The organism is Tardiphaga robiniae (genome assembly GCF_001618955.1).
Taxonomy (GTDB): Bacteria; Pseudomonadota; Alphaproteobacteria; order Rhizobiales; family Xanthobacteraceae; genus Tardiphaga; species Tardiphaga robiniae_A.
Window position 1 is genome coordinate 1 of sequence record NZ_LVYV01000003.1, and the last position, 17,628, is coordinate 17,628.

Here is a 17,628-nt window from a genome sequence, read left to right on the forward strand (position 1 = left end):
GGTGCAACGGGCACCTGGCGTTCCGCACGCCCTCTCACAAGGGGCTAGGAATGCAAGCGACGACGGCGCCCCCGCGCCGCAAACAATGGGGGCGATGACGCATGTCTGAAGAGCAGTGGCTGTTTGACATTCACATCAGCGATGGCGCCCAAGCGCCAGAAGTCTCCCTCCCTCAAGCAGCGAAGCTGCGCAGTGGGGAGGGTCGGCCGAACGAGACGATGCGTAGCATCGACGAAGTGGAGGCCGGGGTGGGGTGGCACAAGCAATGCTCTCGCGTGTTGCGCGACCCCACCCGTCACGTCGCTCGCAAGAGCTCGCGTCGCGCCACCCTCCCCACTGCGCGACTTCGCCGCTTGAGGGAGGGAAAGAAAGCTTTACGACCTAATCCACCTGTGCTGGCTGCTTCGCCGCGGGCGTACTCGCTACCCGCGCGGCATTCGCCATCTCGGCCAAAGCCGCGATCTTCTTCTGCGAATCTGAACCCGGCTGCACGACGCCCGCTGACATGATCAGCGTCGCGGCATCCTCGGCGGACATGTCGATGTCGATGATCTTGCTCTTCGGCACATAGAAAAAGAATCCCGTCGTCGGATTAGGTGCGCAGGGCAGGAACACCGAGATGTGCTCCTCCTGCCCCGGCAGGCTCTTCGCTACTTCGGTGCTTGGCGGCTGCGAGATCAGCACGATCGACCACATGCCCGGCGACGGAAACTCGACGAGACCGACTTTACGGAAACTCGATCCCGAACCTGAGAACAGCGTCTCGAACACCTGCTTCAGCCCGCGATAGATCGCGCGCACCACCGGCATGCGGCCGAGCAGGTTCTCGCCGAGATCGACCAGGGAGCGGCCGATCAGATTGGCGGTGAGGAAACCCAGCAGGGTCAGCGCCACGAAAGCGACGATCAAGCCGGAGCCCGGAATGCCGTAAGGCAGGTACTGCTCGGGTCGATAGGCCTCCGGTACCAGCGGCCGTACGATGGCATCGACCCAGGTGACGAACCACCAGGTCAGGTAAAAGGTAATCGCGACCGGACCGGCAACGATCAGACCGGTGAGGAAATAGTTGCGAATCCGGGCCATGAAGCCGCGCGGCGCCTCGGACGGCGGGTCGCCAGCGGGCGGGGTCAACGGCAAATCGGGGCGTTCCATCAGCGTTTTCAAATCCATCTGGCGCGGCGCGCGAAACCGCGCCGTCAGTCCTTATGGGTATCCTAGCAGGATTTCGCCAGTGCGGGGGAAGCCACTTGTGCGGAGCCAGGCGGCCAAACCGGCCACCTGCGACAATCTTGCAGCCTCGCCAGCCTACTCCACCGTGACCGACTTCGCCAGATTACGCGGCTGGTCGACGTCAGTGCCCATCACCACGGCCGTGTGATAGGCGAGCAACTGCACCGGGATCGCATAGACCAATGGCGTGAACGCCGCGTCCATGTCCGGCATCACAATGGTCACCATGGAGTCCACGGTGGCCTCCTCGGCGCCCTTGGCGTCGGTCATCAGAATGATGTTGCCACCGCGCGCTGCGACCTCCTGCATGTTCGACACTGTCTTTTCGAACACCCGGTCATAAGGCGCGATGACGACCACCGGCATGGTCTCGTCGATCAGCGCGATCGGGCCGTGCTTGAGTTCGCCGGCAGCGTAACCCTCGGCGTGGATGTAGGAGATTTCCTTCAGCTTCAGCGCGCCCTCCAGCGCCAGCGGATAGCTGGTGCCACGGCCGAGATAGAGCACGTCCTTCGACTTGGCGATGTCGCGCGCCAGCTTCTCGATCGCAGCTTCGTGCGTCAGCGCATCGGTCATCAGGCGGGGGATTTTGACGAGACCATGGACCAGCCTGGCTTCGTCGGCGTCGGACAGCTCGCCGCGTGCCTTGCCGGCCGCGATTGCAAGCGTCGCCAGCGCCATCAGCTGGCAGGTGAAAGCCTTGGTCGAGGCCACGCCTATTTCGGGACCGGCCAGCGTCGGCATCACAGTCTCGCTCTCGCGTGCAATGGTCGAGGTCGTGACGTTGACGACAGCGAGCGTGTGCATGCCTTGCTCTTTGGCGTAACGCAGCGCTGCCAGCGTATCGGCCGTCTCGCCGGACTGCGAGATGAAAATCGCCAGATCGCCCTTGCGCACCGGGGCTTCGCGATAGCGGAATTCAGAAGCCACATCGACCTCGACCGGCACGCGCGCGAAGCGTTCGAACCAGTATTTAGCGACAAAACCGGCATAGCTCGCCGTGCCGCAAGCGGTGATCGAAATGCGCTGAATGTCCTTGAAGTCGAACGGCAACTTCATCGGCAGCGCAACGCGCTCGGTAGCCATATCGACATAACGCGTCAGCGTGTGACCGACGACTTCCGGCTGCTCGTGAATTTCCTTGGCCATGAAGTGGCGATAATTCGCCTTGTCGACCATGAAGGACGATGCGCCGGATTTCATCACGTCGCGCTTTACGACAGCGCCCTGCTCATCGTGAATTTCGGCGCCCTTGCGGGTCAGCACCACCCAGTCGCCGTCCTCGAGATAGCTGATGTTGTCCGTGAACGGCGCCAGCGCAATTGCGTCGGAGCCGAGATACATTTCGCCGTCACCATAGCCGACCGCGAGCGGCGAGCCTTTGCGGGCGCCGATCATCAGGTTGTCGTGATCCTTGAACACGAAAGCCAATGCGAACGCGCCCCTGAGCCGCGGCAGCGCTTGCTTCACGGCATCGACCGGCGATGCGCCCTTCTGCAGATAGAAACTGACGAGGTGCGCGACGACTTCGGTGTCGGTCTCGCTGGCGAATTTGGCACCGCTCTTTTCGAGTTCGAGACGCAATTCGCGGAAATTCTCGATGATGCCGTTATGCACGACCGCGACGCCTTCGGCGGCGTGCGGATGCGCATTGGCTTCGGTCGGCTTGCCATGCGTCGCCCAGCGCGTGTGACCAATGCCGATATGACCTGCCAGCGGCGACTTGCCGAGCTTGGCTTCGAGATTCTTCAGCTTGCCTTCGGCGCGGCGGCGATCGATATGCGCGCCTTCCAGCGTGGCAACGCCGGCAGAATCGTAGCCGCGATATTCGAGGCGCTTCAGCGAGTCCACGATCTGGTCAGCAACCGGACCGCGTCCCAAAATTCCCACGATGCCGCACATGCGGTGTATCTCTCCAAGTGGTATCAAATTGCCCAGAAATACTGGAACTCTCTTAGCGAGAATCGCAAATCGACTGTTACTCAATAATTATTGCCGATTGAGACAAGTTACCGCGGTTGTAGGGGCATTTTGCGCGACGCGTTTAACAAACCATCAACGTGTTTGCGGAAGCATCTACGCCTGACTGGAGTAGACGTCCATGTGGGAGGAGCGAGACCCGAGAGCCCCCCGATCGATCGCCGGGTCACGGCTGCGACATGTCGAGATGTCACAGAGCAAACTGGCGCATTGGCCGCCGCCGCAGCGTGATATTGCGGTGAAACCGCATGTCGCGGAGCCCCATACGCCGCAGGAAGAAATTGTCGCCAAGCGCCCGATCCGCCGTGGTTGGCACCTCAAAGGACCGGCGTCCTGATTTCATAAACGCCTGCCTGCCCTCGCGGGCGCTCGTACTCACTTCGGCTTCTTGTTCGCCGCGTTCTTGTCGCGGAAACGCTTGCCCCAGCCTTCCTTCATCGACACCTCGTTGCGCTCTACCGCAAGCGCATCGTCCGGCACGTCGCGGGTGATCACTGAGCCCGAACCGATGTAAGCGCCGGCACCGATCTTCACCGGCGCGACCAGCGACGAATTCGAACCGACAAAGGCACCGGCACCGATGATCGTCTTGTGCTTGTTGAAACCATCGTAATTGCAGGTGATGGTGCCCGCGCCGATATTGGCGCCGGCACCGATATGCGTGTCGCCGACATAGGTCAGGTGGTTGACCTTCACGCCCGCTTCCAGAATGGCCGCTTTGGCTTCAACGAAGTTGCCAATGCGCGCCCCCTCGCCGACCGACGTTCCCGGCCGGATACGTGCGTAAGGACCGATCGAGGCCTTCTTGCCGATGGCCGCCTGCACGATGTGCGAGAAGGCGTGAATAACAGCGCCGTCAGCGATACTGACGCCGGGCCCGATCACCACATACTGCTCGATCGTGACGTCGTTGCCGAACGTCGTATCGGCCGCAAGATGCACGGTCTCCGGTGCGACGATGGTCACGCCGGCATCCAGCGCGGCCTTGCGCAGTCGCGCCTGCATGATCGCTTCGGCTTCCGCGAGCTGTGCCTTGGTGTTGATGCCGCGGACTTCATCCTCACTCGTCTCGATCACACTCGCCCGCAAGCCCATGCTGCGCACGATCTCGACGGCGTCAGTGAGATAGTATTCGCCCTTGCTGTTGGACGTGCCGATCTGCTCGATGATTGTGAGCGCGGTCTTGCCGGCGAATGCCATCACTCCGGCATTGCAGAGATCCACCTCACGTTCAGCCAGTGTGGCATCCGCATGTTCACGGATTGCGACCAGTTGATCATCTTCGACCAGGAGCCGGCCATAGCCGGTCGGATCGGCCGCACGAAAACCGAGCACGGTTAGTGCAGCGCCTGCCTTCAAGGGCGCACGCAAACGCTCGAACGTCTCGGCTGAAATCAGCGGCGTGTCACCAAAGGCGATCAGCAGATCGTCCGCGCCTTTCGCAATGGCGTCCTTTGCCGCCAGCACGGCATGGGCGGTGCCGAGACGCTCGCGTTGAACGAATGTTGCGGCATCGGGCCGCACCCGCCTGGCTTCATCTGCCACGTCCTGACGATCGGGACCAACAACGACGGCCAGTGCAGAGCCTGCGCCATGCGGCGCCGCCGCGAGCACATGGCCCAGCAGCGACTGGCTGGCGACCTGATGCAGCACTTTCGGCGTCGAAGACCGCATCCGCGTTCCCTCGCCGGCCGCGAGCACGATGGTGAGGCTGGTTCTGCCCGTCATCCGAATCCCCGTTATGGCGGCGCTTATGCGCCGCGGCCGTCTTAAAGCGTTTTGGGCAAATCCGGAAACCCGGTTTAGTGCGCCGTGTGGCCCGACAACCTCAGGTTCCCGCCGGTTTCCTGATAATGTTGGACTGTGATTCGCAGGGGCGATGGGGCGACGCAGACGTCGAATGGCGGATAAGCACGACAAGTGGGCCGATACTCTCTCAGCCGAGCATAGCGGCTGGCTGACGGGATTTCTGGCTGAGGAAGACAAGATCGACCGCCGCATGATGTGGCGTCTGGGCTCCTGGGGCGTTGCCGCGGTGGGCGCGGTGGTGATCGCCACTCTGGCAAGCCAGTCGCAGGTTCAGTTGCGCCGCGATCAGGTCGCGACATCAGAGACATTTGCGCGGCAGTCGCAGCAGATCCAGCTCGTTGCCAAGGAAACCCAGGTCGAGGCCCGCCGCCTGACGCTGGCCATTGAGACGCTCAACAGTGATCGCGACCGGCTCTATGCCCGCGTCACCTCGGTCGAACAGGGACTGGATTCGGTCACCGGATCGATCAAGCGCCAGACCATTCCGGCACCGACAGCCGCCACAATGACGCCGGCACCAGCGCCGCAGGTCATTGCCCCGCCTGCAGCCACCGAGCCAAAGCCGGCGGCAGAGCTTCCGAGCATTCCGTCGACGCCGGTCATCGGTCCCGTGGCCGCCATCACGCCGCCTGCCGAAACGACGCTCGCCAAACCGGCACAAGCGGCGGCTTCATCGACAATCAATCCACCAGCCTCTGCGCCGCTCGTTGCATGGAAATCGATGACGGCACCGCCCGATGCTGCGGCCGCCAAATTGAGCGAACCGGCGCCTGCCGTTGAACCTTCTCCGGCGGCCCCGGAGATCACTGCATCAGTTCAACCTGCTACTGTGGCCGAGCCCGCCCCTGCAGTCGTCGAGGCCGTTGCGACGCCAGTCGCCCGGACTGAGTTCGGCGTCGATATCGGCGGCGCCAATTCGGTGGACGGCCTGCGCGCGATCTGGCGCGGCATGTCCAAGTCTCGCGCGCTGAATGGACTGCGCCCGATCATGATGGTGAAGGAACGCCCGACCGGACTCGGTATGCAATTGCGTCTTGTCGCCGGCCCGCTCATCGATGCCGCTGCGGCCGCAAAGATCTGTGCCACGCTGACCGAGAGCAGCCGGCCCTGCGAGACATCGATCTTCGAGGGTCAGCGCCTTGCCCTGAAGGCCGAGGCGGCGCCCGCGGAAGCTGCGCCTGCGCACGCCAGGCCGGCGCCACGCAAGCGCGCCGCCCCCAAGCCACAGGAGCGCACCGAACAGGCGCCGCCGCCTAAGCCCGCTGAAGAAGTTGCACCGCCGAAGCCGCAATCGTCGCTGACTTCGTTCCTGGGTCTGCGTTAAGGACCAAAAGATCAGATTTTCAATCTCTTGGCGCGCGCGGCTAAAGTGTTATCTAGGTCCGATCTCTCACCGCGACCGCATGCCGGGTTGTTCCGCGCCGCGTTTTGAACCATGGTTTCCGCATGAAAAAAGATCCGTTCAAGCTCACCGCCCGTCAGGTGCAATGGCTTCTCATCGTCGGCTTCCTGTCTGTCGGCTACGCCATTTATCTGCGCTATCTCGCCATCGAATTGTCGACGACAGCGCTCGCCTGCGACGCCGGCCTGCAGAGCACCCTGTGCAAGAGCCGGCTGGTGATGACCTATCTGTTCAAGAATTCGGTGTTCGGAATCGCCGCGATCGTCATTGCGACGCTGAATCTGCTGCGGCCATCGATCGTGCTGATCACCGTCGCACTGATCGCGGCCGGTTTCGGGATCGTGCTCTACAATGTCGCCCTGTCGGGCATCGCAATCGGTCTGCTTATTCTGGGCTTTGCACGGCCCGCGCCCGCCACAGCGTGATGCCGAACAGCAGATAGATCGCGCAGGTCCACAGCGACTGCCAGTTATCCGGCCCTTCGTTGAAGCCGATATACAGGGCCGACAGCACGAGCAGTCCGGCGAACACCGACTCGGCGATCGGCCGCACACCTTCCTGCGGACGGTTGACGGCCATCAGTCCGGCGAACGGCACCACCGCCATGGTCAGCGCCGCGAATGGGAAATCGCGGTAGCGCGGATCGAACACAAAACCGAGTGCGGTCTCGGCGCCGATCAGCGCCGCCACAGCCAGGGTCAGTCCGAGCAGCACCGTCGATACCGAGCGGGTCAGGAACCGGCTCGGCCCGACGAGTTGGAGGAAGGTCGGCAGCGAGCGGCCGGACATCGTCGCATAGGCGCACAGCAGCGGCGACGCGACACCGGCAGCCAGCAGCGCGCTCCACTGGATCCAGCGGCCGACGCCATAGCTTTCATAGATCAACTTGTCTGCAGCAACGCCCAGCAGGATGCCGGCCACCGTGGCCGATACGGCAACGGTCGGCCAGGCCGACAGTCGCGGCGACCATGGCCGTCGACGAAGCGTCAACATGCCCGTCACGAAAACCAGGAAGCTCAGGCCCATGCCGAGCCCCATCTGCAGCTTCCATGACGGATAATTGGTAATCGGAACGCCCGGTGGATACTTCAATTCGCGCGGCTGATCGTAGATCAGGCCCCAATAGCCGCCGACTGTACCTTCAAGGTCGCGCTTCCACGGCTGGTCATAGGCTTCGATCAGATTGACGCGGAATCCCTCGCGTTTGGCCAGATCGAGGATTTCGGATACGACCCGTGCCTGGTTGGTGCGCGACGGCAACGCGCCATCACGCATCCGCCCGGCGCTCGGCCAACCTGTTTCGCCGATCAGGATTTCCTTGGATGGAAACGCCACGGCAACGCGCTTGCGAATCGAGTCCACATGGGCAGCGGCGCTCTTCGCGCGAATCGGGAAGTCTTCCCAATATGGCAGGATGTGAATCGTGACGAAGTCGACCGCGTCATAGAGTTCGCGATTCTTCAGCCAGAATTCCCAGACATCGGCATAGGTCACCGGGATCTTGCCGACCTGCGCCTTCACCGACCGAATGTTGCCGACGAGATCGGCGGCTGTCATTTCGCCGCGCAGCAGCACCTCGTTGCCGACGACCACGCTGCTGATCACGTTCGGAAACCGCTTGGTGAGGTCCACGACGCCAGCGATCTGCGCCAGGTTCTTCAGCCGGTTGCTACCGAGCCAGACGCCCTGAATGACCTTCAACCCGACCTTGCCGGCCAGTTCCGGCACCTGATCGAGGCCGTTGTCGATGGAATAGGTCCGCACGCATTTGGTGATCTGCGCCAGTTGCGCCATGTCCTGGGCAATCTGGCCCGCGGGAATGATGGCGGTCGAGTTCAGCGGCGTCTGCTCACCACGGAACGGCGCATAGGAGACGCATTCCAGTTTGGCGGCGGGATCAATCGGCGCGCGCACCAGCGTGACGGGCGTGGCCAGCCACCACCAAACCGCTGCGATCGTACCAAGGGAAAGGATGAGAAGCGCCAGCGGCGTGCGGGTGGAAATCGGTTCCGTCCTCCAGAGACGCCCGTCGATTAGCCCGTCACCGCCGATCTGCCAAGTGCGTCATACCGGCAATCACAGACTTGTCGGCCCGACACGCCGCGAAAATCAGACAAACTTCCGGGGTTGCTTGCAAAAATTCAAAATGTCCGTCATGGGATTCAACCGTGGTCGCCTCCGTATTGGAGACCCATTTGAGCGGCATCTGGCGAGGGCGTCAGAACGGCCTGGCAGCCAACTTATCGGGGACTTTATGCGTCGACTGGTGTTCCGGTTCCAATCTGCGGTTATGCGTTGTCTCGCCGTCCCAGGACTTGCCCTGTTGCTCTGCGCAGGCGGCGCTATCGCCCAGAGCGGCGCGGTTCGCGCGCAGGATCAGAAACCTGCGGCAAATGCGCCCGTGACGCCTGCCGACGTTGCCCGAGAAAGCCAGAAGAAATCCGACGAATTCGTCGAGGCAACTCAGGCCATCAATGGTCCTGCCGGCAATCCTGAGTGTGTCTGGCTTGGCCGCCGCGTCGTGGTGCTGATGTGGCGCGACGATCTCGACACCGCGTTCCGTCACCTCGATCTCTACGACCGATTCGGCTGCCCCGGCGGTCATGTGCAGGCAACGTTCCGCTGCCTGGTCAAATTCGGCCCGCTGATCGATCCGAAAATTGCGGACAGTCTCAACAGCCGTGTCCATGGCTGCTGGATCAATCCGAATGCGCAGCCGCAGCCTGCCGCGCTGAGCCAGCCGGCAACACCTGCGCCTGCCGGTGGCGGCGCAGCGCCGGCGGCCGCTCCGCAGCCGGACGCCAAACCGCCTGCTGAAGCGCCGAAGTAATGTGGCGCGCACCGTTCAGGCGGCATTCAGCTGGCGGCGCATAATCGTGCTTGAATAAGCTGCCGCCCTCAAAAGGCCACGGCAGCGTATGAGTTGTTAATTCGTGTGGCGGATATAGTCTCCGTTACCGTTGTACTGGTCGGACCTCGGGGACGGGTCCGCTTCCCGGCCACGCTCGCCCCGTTATGGTTCAGTTGCGATGCGCGCTGTCGTCGCCGTTTTATTGTTCGTGACCGCCGTTCATGCCGCCCTATGGGGCGTATTGCGCGAGAAGCAGGAAGCTCCCGATTTCAAGGGCATGATTCCCAGCCTCTCCTATGCGCCGTTCGAGGGCACGGCGCATCCCGACGTGGACAACATTCCGACCGTCGAGAAGATTCGCGCCGACCTCAAGAAGCTGTCGACCATCACCCGTGCCATCCGTCTGTATTCGTCGACCGGCGGTGTGGAAATGGTGCCCGCCATCGCCAACGAGTTCGGCCTCAAGGTCACCGTCGGCGCCTGGATCGACAAGAACGCGGATCGCAACGAGCGTGAAATTGCCTCCGCCGTTGAGCTGGCGAAAAAGAACCCGAATGTCATCGGCATCGTGGTCGGCAACGAAACGCTGTATCGCGATGAACTCAAGCTCGAGGACCTCGTCGAATATATCCGCCGGGTAAAGCGCCAGGTCACGGTTCCTGTCACGACCGGTGAAATCTGGAATATCTGGCGCGACAATCCGCAGCTCGCCTCGTCGGTGGATTTCATCGCCGCGCACATCCTGCCCTATTGGGAAAACTTCACCGATGCGCAGGCGGTCGACCAGGCTGTCCACCTCTACGGCGTGCTGCGCGAGACCTTCCCCGGCAAGCGCATCGTGATCGCCGAATTCGGCTGGCCGAGCGAAGGCTACAATCTGCGCAACGCCATACCGGGCCCGTTCAGGCAGGCCGTGGTGCTGCGCAACTTCGTGACCCGTGCTGAAGCGATCGGCATGGACTACAATATCGTCGAAGCCATCGATCAGCCATGGAAGTTCTTCGAGGGCGGCGTCGGTCCCTATTGGGGCGTTCTCAATGCGTCGCGTGAACCGAAATTCCCCTGGACCGGCCCGATCGTGAATCCGGACCACTGGAAGAACGCGAGCATCGCACTTCTGGTTGGAATTCTCCTGTCGCTGCCGATCCTGCAGATCGTTGGCGCAACGGCGCTGCAGGCGCTCGTGCTCTCGACCGCGGCCAATGCCGTTGGCGCCTGGGCGGCAACCATCTTCGCTTATCAGCAGACCCACTATTTTGTCTGGGGATCGGCCTTCGCCCTCACACTCGGCTGCATCCTGCTGATCCCGCTGCTCCTGATCGCATTGGCGCGCATCGAGGAGATCGCGGCCATTGCCTTCGGCCGGAAACCATTGCGGCTGCTGACAGCCGAACGTAGCGAAAAGCTGCGGGCCGCTGCAGACGCCGAGCAGAAATATCCGAAGGTGTCGATCCACATTCCAGCCTATCGCGAACAGCCGGACATGCTGAAGCTGACGTTGGACGCAGTCGCCCGGCTCGACTATCCGAATTTCGAATGCGTGGTGATCATCAACAACACGCCGGATCCGGCCTATTGGCAGCCGATCCAGGATCATTGCCGCATGCTCGGCGAACGCTTCATCTTCATCAATGCGGAGAAGGTCGAGGGCTTCAAAGCCGGCGCCCTGCGCATCGCCATGGATCGCACCGCGGCGGATGCCGAGGTGATCGGCATCATCGACGCCGACTATGTGGTGGAGCCGAACTGGCTGAAGGATCTTGTCCCGGCCTTCAACGACCCGCGCGTCGGCCTCGTGCAGGCGCCGCAGGACCACCGCGACGGCGACCGTTCACTGATGCACTACATCATGAACGGCGAATATGCCGGATTCTTCGATATCGGCATGGTCCAGCGCAACGAGGCCAATGCGATCATCGTCCATGGCACCATGTGCCTGATCCGTCGCTCCGCGATGGACATGGCGGGCGGCTGGGCCGGCGACACCATCTGCGAGGACTCGGATCTCGGCCTCGCCATCATGCAGCATGGCTGGCTAACGCATTACACGAAGGAGCGTTACGGCTACGGCGTGCTGCCGGACACCTATGAGGCCTTCAAGAAACAGCGTCATCGCTGGGCCTATGGCGGCTTCCAGATTATCAAGAAGCACTGGCGCCGCTTCATGCCGGGCGCGAGCCGGATGACCCAGGACCAGAAGCGCGAATTCGGCATGGGCTGGCTGAACTGGCTCGGTGCGGAGAGCCTTGGCGTCGTGGTGGCGATCCTCAACATCATCTGGGTGCCGATCATCGCCTTCGCCGATATCTCAATCCCCGACAATATCCTGACGCTGCCGATCATCGCCTCCTTCGTGATCTCGCTGGCGCACTTCATCGTCTTGTACCGGCTGCGCGTGAAGATCGGCCTGTGGCAGATGCTGGGCGCAATGATCGCCGCCATGTCGGTGCAGTGGACGGTGTCGCGCGCCGTCGCCGATGGCCTGATCAAGGATCACCTGCCCTTCACCGTGACCTCCAAGGGCGGCAAGTCGACCATGTCGATTGAATTCCAGGCCTTCTGGGAAGCCGTGATCGGTGTACTTCTGCTGATCAGTTGCGGCGTGCTGGTGTTCTCCAACAACTCCAAGCAGGTCACCGAGATCTACATCTTCGCCGGCGTGCTGGTGCTGCAGAGCCTGCCGTTCCTGTCGGCGGTGATGATTGCCATCCTGGAGAATTCGCGCGCCAATGACTTCCAGTGGTGGCGCAACACGACGGTACGCACGGCCGAGCTGATCGGCCTGCGCCCGGTGGCGATGCCGCCGATCGACGTGTCCCACCCCGACGCCCAGCGCGAAGCGAGCTGAACCACGCCAATGGGGCGCGGTTCATGTCCATAACATCGGACCCCGCCCTTGACCCCGGCGGACCCGCCTTTTACACAGCCGGTCACGCGATACGCTGCATTGCGGGCGCCATCGCGGCCGTGGCTGACCGGCCTCACCGCGCCCCGCAAGGGTCGGTTTCTTCCGTTCAGCTTCGTCAATACGGCACTTTAGGGCGGGTAGCTCAGTGGTAGAGCATTCGACTTTTAATCGACTGGTCATGGGTTCGACCCCCATCCCGCCCACCATCACCGCAATGAGCCACGCCGGAACTTCCGGTTTTCATACCATCCTCAGCCTCTGAACACCGGACAATCGAACATGCGGATTACCCTCGTCGGCTCCAAACACTTCGGCGTCACGACCCTCGATATGCTGAAGACCCACAACGTCGAGATCGCGTCCGTGGTGGTTGCAGATGCCGAGGACCGTCTCGCCGCAGCCGCCAAGGCTGCCGGCATCCCGGTGACAATCCAGGCCAATCCGAAGCTCGTCGTGGCCTCCGAGATCGCCGAGGGCACCGAGCTGATCATCACGGCGCACAGCCACGCCCGCATCGGCAAGGATGCGCTCGCCGCAGCCAGCCTTGGCGGCATTGGCTACCATCCGTCACTGTTGCCCCGTCACCGTGGCATCGCTGCCGTGGAATGGACCATCAAGGAAGGCGATCCGATCGCCGGCGGCACCATCTATCACCTTGCCGATGTCATGGACGGTGGCGCCATCGCCGCGCAGGAATGGTGCTTCGTGAAAAAAGGCGAAACCGCTCGCGAACTTTGGGAGCGCGCGTTGGCGCCGCTGGGCCTCAAGCTGCTCGGCGAGGTCGTGGACTTCGCGACTGTCCACAAGCGTTTGCCCGCAACCTACCAGGACGAGCAATTCGCAACCAATGCGCCAAAACTGGCCTAGAAGCCTCCAAAACTGGTTAAAAAGGCACCGGAACCCGCCCAAATCAACCAAATCTGTCGATAAAGGGAACCAAATCGCCTTTCGCGGCTTGCGTCCCATGAGTTGTTTTGGGTCTATGCGGCAACGCAGCAAATTTTGGACACATTACCCCCCAATAAGGTGGCCATCACAACATCGAGGATTTGATTCAATGCGTTTTGACCGCATCCGTTCCGCTTTGTCAGTTTCGCTAATTGCCAGCGCAGCGTTGATTTCGGCTCCTTCGTTCGCAGCCGACAATGCCTATGACGGGCTCTGGAATGTGACCATCGTTACCAAGACCGGTAGCTGCGAGCCGACGGCTCGCTATCCGTTGACCGTCACCGAAGGCCGCATCACTGCGCCCGGCGCCGACGTCAATGGCAAGGTTGGCCGCGAAGGCACCGTCCGCGTGTCGATCGGACCTGCTTTCGCCAACGGCCAGCTGTCCGGCAACACCGGGTCGGGCAAGTGGAACGGCGCCTCAGGCGGCGTCCCCTGCAGCGGTCGGTGGGAAGCTTCGCGTCAGTAATCCCCAACCAGGAATGCTCCCCATGATGCCTACCTCGACCTCTCCGCGTTCGCTCGTTCGGACCGCGGTGCTCTGCGCGGCGTTAGGTCTGACGTCTGCGGCGGCATATGCCCAGTCAGCGCCGTTCGCCGGTATGGCCGGTGTATGGTCGGGTAACGGGACGATCTCGCTCGAGGACGGCTCCAAGGAGCGTATTCGCTGCAAGGCGACCTATGCCGTGAGCGGTGATGGCGCGGGGCTGAACCAGTCTCTGCTCTGCGCCAGCGACAGCTACAAGTTCGAGCTGAAGAGCGATGTGAAGGCCAGGGGCGGCGAGCTGTCTGGCAGCTGGGCTGAGACGACTCGCGGCGTGACAGGGTCACTCGAGGGCCGGGCAACCGCCGGCAAGTTCAATGTTGACGTTTCCTCGCCAGCCTTCAGCGCGAAGCTGATCCTGACGACGACCGGCAACAAGCAGCAAGTCTCGATCACCTCCGAAGGCCAGTTCAGGGGCGCCAGCATTTCGCTCAGCCGCAGCTGATCGTTCCGCTCGTTTGGAATTCGAACCCCGGTTGTTTCAAACAGCCGGGGTTTTGTTTTGCCTGTATGTCCTCTGCCTGAGAGCGTCCGCACGATCTCTCGCAACGCAGCCCCACCGGATTCGTCCGTTGCAAAGCCCGGCGATGTCGCCGATAGAGCCTGTCCGTAAGGCTGACACCGCTGCGTGAATCATCGCAGCGCAAGAAACTGGTTCTCAGGGATTATGGATCGCCCCCCGTCGAAGGCCCGCGCCGCGCTGTGGATGTCCGGCTGGCTGCTTCTGATGCTGTTCGTCGCCATTGGCGGTCGCGAGACGCTGCGCGAACTCAATGTCTTTCAGGTGATGGAGATCCGATCCGTCTTCGGCTTCGTCATGCTGTTGCCGATCCTGTATTTCAACGGCGGCTTTCGCGCCATGAAGACCTCACGGCCGCTGGCACATGTGTCGCGCAACCTCGTGCATTACGGCGCGCAGCTCGGCTGGTTCTACGCACTCACGCTCATTCCCCTCAGCCAGCTCGTCTCGATCGAGTTCACCATGCCGATCTGGATCGCGATCATGGCGGCATTCTTTCTCGGCGAGCGCATGACGCTCTGGAAGATCGTCGCCATCGTGCTCGGCCTGATCGGCGTCATCGTTATCGTTCGCCCGACCACCGGCGTCGTCAATCCCGGCCAGCTGATCGCGCTGGCTGCCGCGTTCGGCTTCGGCATCTCGATCACATTGATCAAGTCGCTGACGCGCACGGACAGCGCGCTGAAGATCATCTTCTGGATGATCGTGGTGCAGTCGGTGGCCGGCGTTTTCCCCGCGCTATACTCCTGGCAGTGGCCATCGGCCTATGTCTGGGGCTGGCTTGTCGTGGTCGCCTTCTGCGGCACGTTTTCCCACTTCTGCATGGCGCGCGCGATGCTCTATGCCGATGCGACGGTGGTCGTGCCGATGGACTTTCTGCGCGTACCACTCAGTGCCACCATCGGATGGTTACTATACTCTGAACGGCTCGACATGTTCACACTGCTCGGCGCAGCTCTCATTCTCGCCGGCAACACGCTGAACCTGCTCAGTACCGATCGACCGCCGGTGCGTGCGGCGGCCTGACGCATCGGGTTCCCCTTTTTCGATTTTATTCTCCGAGTGCGCGTCCCGACATTTTAGCGCGCGACGGCACTTGATACCTTACCTCCATGCCGATGGTCGAATGACCGGATTCGTGGGGAGATCGTATCGTGCGCCATTTCGCTTTTGCCCTGTCTGCGCTGTCCATCCTGTTCAGCGCGGATGCAGCGCTCGCCGACAAGCGCGTCGCTTTCGTCGTTGGCAATGGCAGCTACAAGAATGTCGATCCGTTGCCGAACCCGCCGATCGACGCGAAGGCGATGGCGAGCGCGCTGCGCAATGTCGGCTTCGACGTCATCGAAGGATCGAACCTGACGCGCGACGGCATGACCGAAAAGCTGCTCGACTTCGGCCGCAAGGCGCAAGGCGCCGATGTCGCGGTGTTCTTCTATGCCGGCCACGGTATCTCGGTGAACAACATCAACTACCTTTTGCCGATCGATGCCAATCTGAAGTCGGAGATGGACGTCAAGCTCGGCGCAGCCATCAATGTCGAGACCACCCTCGACCAGACCATGGGCGATGCCAAGGTGAAGCTGGTATTCCTCGATGCCTGCCGCGACAATCCGTTTGCCGCCAAGATCCGCTCCAGCGGATCTGCCACGCGCAGCGTCGCGGTGTCGTCCGGCCTTGCGGAGATGAAATCCGGCGAAGGCACGCTGATCGCATTCGCCACCAGCCCCGGCCAGACCGCCCTCGACGGCAAAAGTGGAAGCAACAGCCCGTTTACCCGCGCGCTGCTCAACAACATCACCACGCCCGGCGCCGAGATCCAACAGGCGATGACGAAAGTGCGCGCACAGGTGCAGGACGAAACCAACAAAGGCCAGCTGCCCTGGGGCCACACCAATCTGATCGGCGCAGTCTATCTCAATCCGGACGCGCAGGCGCAGGTCGCCGTTGCCGCGGCCAGCCCCACCGCCACCATGCCCGCGGCGGCCACCGCCGGCTCCGATGTCGAGCTTGAGTTCTGGCGCTCGATCAAGGACTCCAACCGGCCGGAGGAACTGAACGCCTACATCTCGATGTATCCGAACGGCCAGTTCAAGCCGCTCGCCCTCGCCCGTATCGCCGCGCTACAGGAAGCCGCGACGGCGCCGCGTACCGCTGCGCCGGGCGTGGACAAGGCCGTATTTACCGAGGAAGCCAACCAGCTCACCGAGGACAAGATCGGCCTCGACAAGGTCAAGCGCCGCGACGTGCAGCGCCGCCTCAACGGCCTTGGCTTCGACACCCAGGCGACCGGCAGCTTCGATGCCGGGACCCGTGGCGTGATCACGCGGTGGCAGGCGGCACGCGGTTACCCGACGTCGGGCTATCTCAACAAGGCGCAGCATGCCGCACTACTCACCGAGGTCGTCGCGCTGAAGGAGGAACCGGCACCCGCACCGAAGCCGGTGCGCCGCCAGGTGCAACAGCAGACCTATGAGGAAGCGCCCGTTGTCCGGCGCCAGGCCGTGCCCGCGCCCGCCCCGGCCATCGATCCCGCAGGTCCCGGCCGGTTCATCGGCGGTGTCGTTGGCGGCTTCCTTAACCGCTAGCCCGCTACCTGGAGCGGCAGGCCTACTTGCCGGCAGCCTTGCGCAGCGCGTCGTTCATGCGGTCCTGCCAGCCCGGCCCGTCCTGCTGGAAATATTCCAGCACGTCCTGATCGATCCGCAACGACACCAGTTCGCGCACGCCGGGAACGGCGGCCTTGGCGACCGGTGCCTCGACCGGTTTGGTGGTCGTCTTCTTGAACGCCGCTTCCGCCTCGGTGCGGGCATCCTGGAGCGTGCGCGGGCGTCGCGGGGGCTGTGCCATCTCGGTCAGATTCCTTCCAACATTGCCGTCGAGAGATAGCGCCCACTGAGCGGCTGCACAATCGCTTCCGCGGTGTCGCCAAAGATGCGTCCACACAAGGGCGCGATATGGCGGCTACTCGCCTCTGGTGCACGACCGGCAATGTCAGCAAATTTTACAAATGTCATTCATCGTAACAGGCGCATTCTTCGTGACGCACGTGGCATTGCACAAAGGTGACCGCGCTGCGGCACAAACATGCGCTGACTTAAAAAACTTCAAAGCAACGCATTTGTGTTGCGACACGGTCAAATAAATCAGATTAGGATCGTGTCATGTCCGATGAGACGACGAAGGAGGTCACGATGTCAGCATCAGCTGAAGTCCGTACGACCAAAACGTCCCATCCCGCGCCGCGTGGCAGCGATCTTCCGACCTGCCCGGTTTGTGCGGACTCGATGATTGCTGCCGAGGCGTCGGCCTTTCTCACCGACGACGTCGTCAGCTATCTCTGGACCTGCGATACATGCGGCTATGGCTTTGTGACCAAGCACGCCTTTCGCCGGACGGTCTGCAACTAGCTAGCACTGTTCGCGCGGACCGGCGTGAA

The 17,628-nt window shown here is 62.3% G+C and carries 16 protein-coding genes and 1 tRNA gene; 12 read left to right on the forward strand and 5 right to left on the reverse strand.

Annotated elements, in window-relative coordinates; translation table 11 throughout:
• Positions 1-381: 381 nt before the first annotated feature.
• Together A4A58_RS06935 and glmS are read right to left on the reverse strand one after the other, a co-directional pair.
• Complete coding sequence (locus A4A58_RS06935) at positions 382-1,152, reverse strand: DUF502 domain-containing protein (protein WP_068730942.1); 771 nt, start codon at positions 1,150-1,152, stop codon at positions 382-384.
• Between the two features lie 153 nt (positions 1,153-1,305).
• Positions 1,306-3,132, reverse strand: a complete 1,827-nt coding sequence (glmS, locus tag A4A58_RS06940) for a glutamine--fructose-6-phosphate transaminase (isomerizing) (protein ID WP_068730749.1) — start codon at positions 3,130-3,132, stop codon at positions 1,306-1,308.
• 265 nt (positions 3,133-3,397) lie between these two features.
• On the opposite strand from glmS, the gene A4A58_RS30755 reads away from it, so the two are divergent.
• Positions 3,398-3,547 (forward strand): hypothetical protein, encoded by a 150-nt coding sequence (locus A4A58_RS30755; protein ID WP_158005661.1) that lies wholly within the window; start codon positions 3,398-3,400, stop codon positions 3,545-3,547.
• Between the two features lie 38 nt (positions 3,548-3,585).
• Here the strand turns inward: A4A58_RS30755 and glmU are convergent, their stop codons facing one another.
• On the reverse strand, positions 3,586-4,938 hold the full coding sequence (gene glmU, locus A4A58_RS06945) for a bifunctional UDP-N-acetylglucosamine diphosphorylase/glucosamine-1-phosphate N-acetyltransferase GlmU (protein WP_068730750.1): 1,353 nt from the start codon (positions 4,936-4,938) through the stop codon (positions 3,586-3,588).
• 172 nt (positions 4,939-5,110) lie between these two features.
• Between glmU and A4A58_RS06950 the strand changes: the two genes are divergently transcribed.
• Together A4A58_RS06950 and A4A58_RS06955 are read left to right on the forward strand one after the other, a co-directional pair.
• Positions 5,111-6,343, forward strand: coding sequence for a hypothetical protein (locus A4A58_RS06950; RefSeq protein ID WP_068730751.1), 1,233 nt, complete (start codon positions 5,111-5,113; stop codon positions 6,341-6,343).
• 122 nt (positions 6,344-6,465) lie between these two features.
• Positions 6,466-6,846 (forward strand): hypothetical protein, encoded by a 381-nt coding sequence (locus A4A58_RS06955; RefSeq protein WP_068730752.1) that lies wholly within the window; start codon positions 6,466-6,468, stop codon positions 6,844-6,846.
• Here the strand turns inward: A4A58_RS06955 and A4A58_RS06960 are convergent.
• Positions 6,806-8,455: a beta-(1-6) glucans synthase gene (locus A4A58_RS06960; protein WP_068730753.1), complete on the reverse strand. Its 1,650-nt coding sequence runs from the start codon at positions 8,453-8,455 to the stop codon at positions 6,806-6,808. The genes A4A58_RS06955 and A4A58_RS06960 overlap by 41 nt on opposite strands.
• A gap of 220 nt (positions 8,456-8,675) precedes the next feature.
• On the opposite strand from A4A58_RS06960, the gene A4A58_RS06965 reads away from it, so the two are divergent.
• The 8 genes from A4A58_RS06965 to A4A58_RS07000 all read left to right on the forward strand — a co-directional run bounded on the left by A4A58_RS06965 (position 8,676) and on the right by A4A58_RS07000 (position 16,777).
• Positions 8,676-9,251 carry a beta-1-3, beta-1-6-glucan biosynthesis protein gene (locus tag A4A58_RS06965; protein ID WP_068730754.1) on the forward strand — a complete coding sequence of 192 codons (576 nt, stop codon included), beginning with the start codon at positions 8,676-8,678 and terminating at the stop codon, positions 9,249-9,251.
• Between the two features lie 199 nt (positions 9,252-9,450).
• Entirely contained in the window at positions 9,451-12,120 is a 2,670-nt protein-coding gene (locus A4A58_RS06970; protein ID WP_068730755.1) for a glycosyltransferase, read from the forward strand.
• Positions 12,121-12,311: 191 nt separating this feature from the next.
• Positions 12,312-12,386: transfer RNA gene (locus A4A58_RS06975), tRNA-Lys, on the forward strand.
• 73 nt (positions 12,387-12,459) lie between these two features.
• Positions 12,460-13,047 (forward strand): formyltransferase family protein, encoded by a 588-nt coding sequence (locus tag A4A58_RS06980; protein WP_068730756.1) that lies wholly within the window; start codon positions 12,460-12,462, stop codon positions 13,045-13,047.
• A 190-nt stretch (positions 13,048-13,237) separates the two neighbouring features.
• Positions 13,238-13,597, forward strand: coding sequence for a hypothetical protein (locus A4A58_RS06985; protein WP_068730757.1), 360 nt, complete (start codon positions 13,238-13,240; stop codon positions 13,595-13,597).
• Positions 13,598-13,622: 25 nt separating this feature from the next.
• A complete protein-coding gene (locus tag A4A58_RS06990; protein WP_244499690.1) occupies positions 13,623-14,117 on the forward strand; it encodes a hypothetical protein in 495 nt (164 codons plus the stop codon).
• 222 nt (positions 14,118-14,339) lie between these two features.
• The gene (locus A4A58_RS06995) at positions 14,340-15,218 is read left to right on the forward strand and encodes a DMT family transporter (protein WP_068730759.1); all 879 of its coding nucleotides are present in this window, start codon (positions 14,340-14,342) and stop codon (positions 15,216-15,218) included.
• Positions 15,219-15,346: 128 nt separating this feature from the next.
• Positions 15,347-16,777, forward strand: a complete 1,431-nt coding sequence (locus tag A4A58_RS07000; RefSeq protein ID WP_068730760.1) for a caspase family protein — start codon at positions 15,347-15,349, stop codon at positions 16,775-16,777.
• Positions 16,778-16,799: 22 nt separating this feature from the next.
• Here A4A58_RS07000 and A4A58_RS07005 read toward each other — a convergent pair whose 3' ends face one another.
• Positions 16,800-17,039: a BrnA antitoxin family protein gene (locus A4A58_RS07005; RefSeq protein ID WP_068730761.1), complete on the reverse strand. Its 240-nt coding sequence runs from the start codon at positions 17,037-17,039 to the stop codon at positions 16,800-16,802.
• A gap of 344 nt (positions 17,040-17,383) precedes the next feature.
• On the opposite strand from A4A58_RS07005, the gene A4A58_RS07010 reads away from it, so the two are divergent.
• Positions 17,384-17,599 (forward strand): hypothetical protein, encoded by a 216-nt coding sequence (locus A4A58_RS07010; protein ID WP_068730943.1) that lies wholly within the window; start codon positions 17,384-17,386, stop codon positions 17,597-17,599.
• The last annotated feature ends 29 nt before the right edge of the window (positions 17,600-17,628 follow it).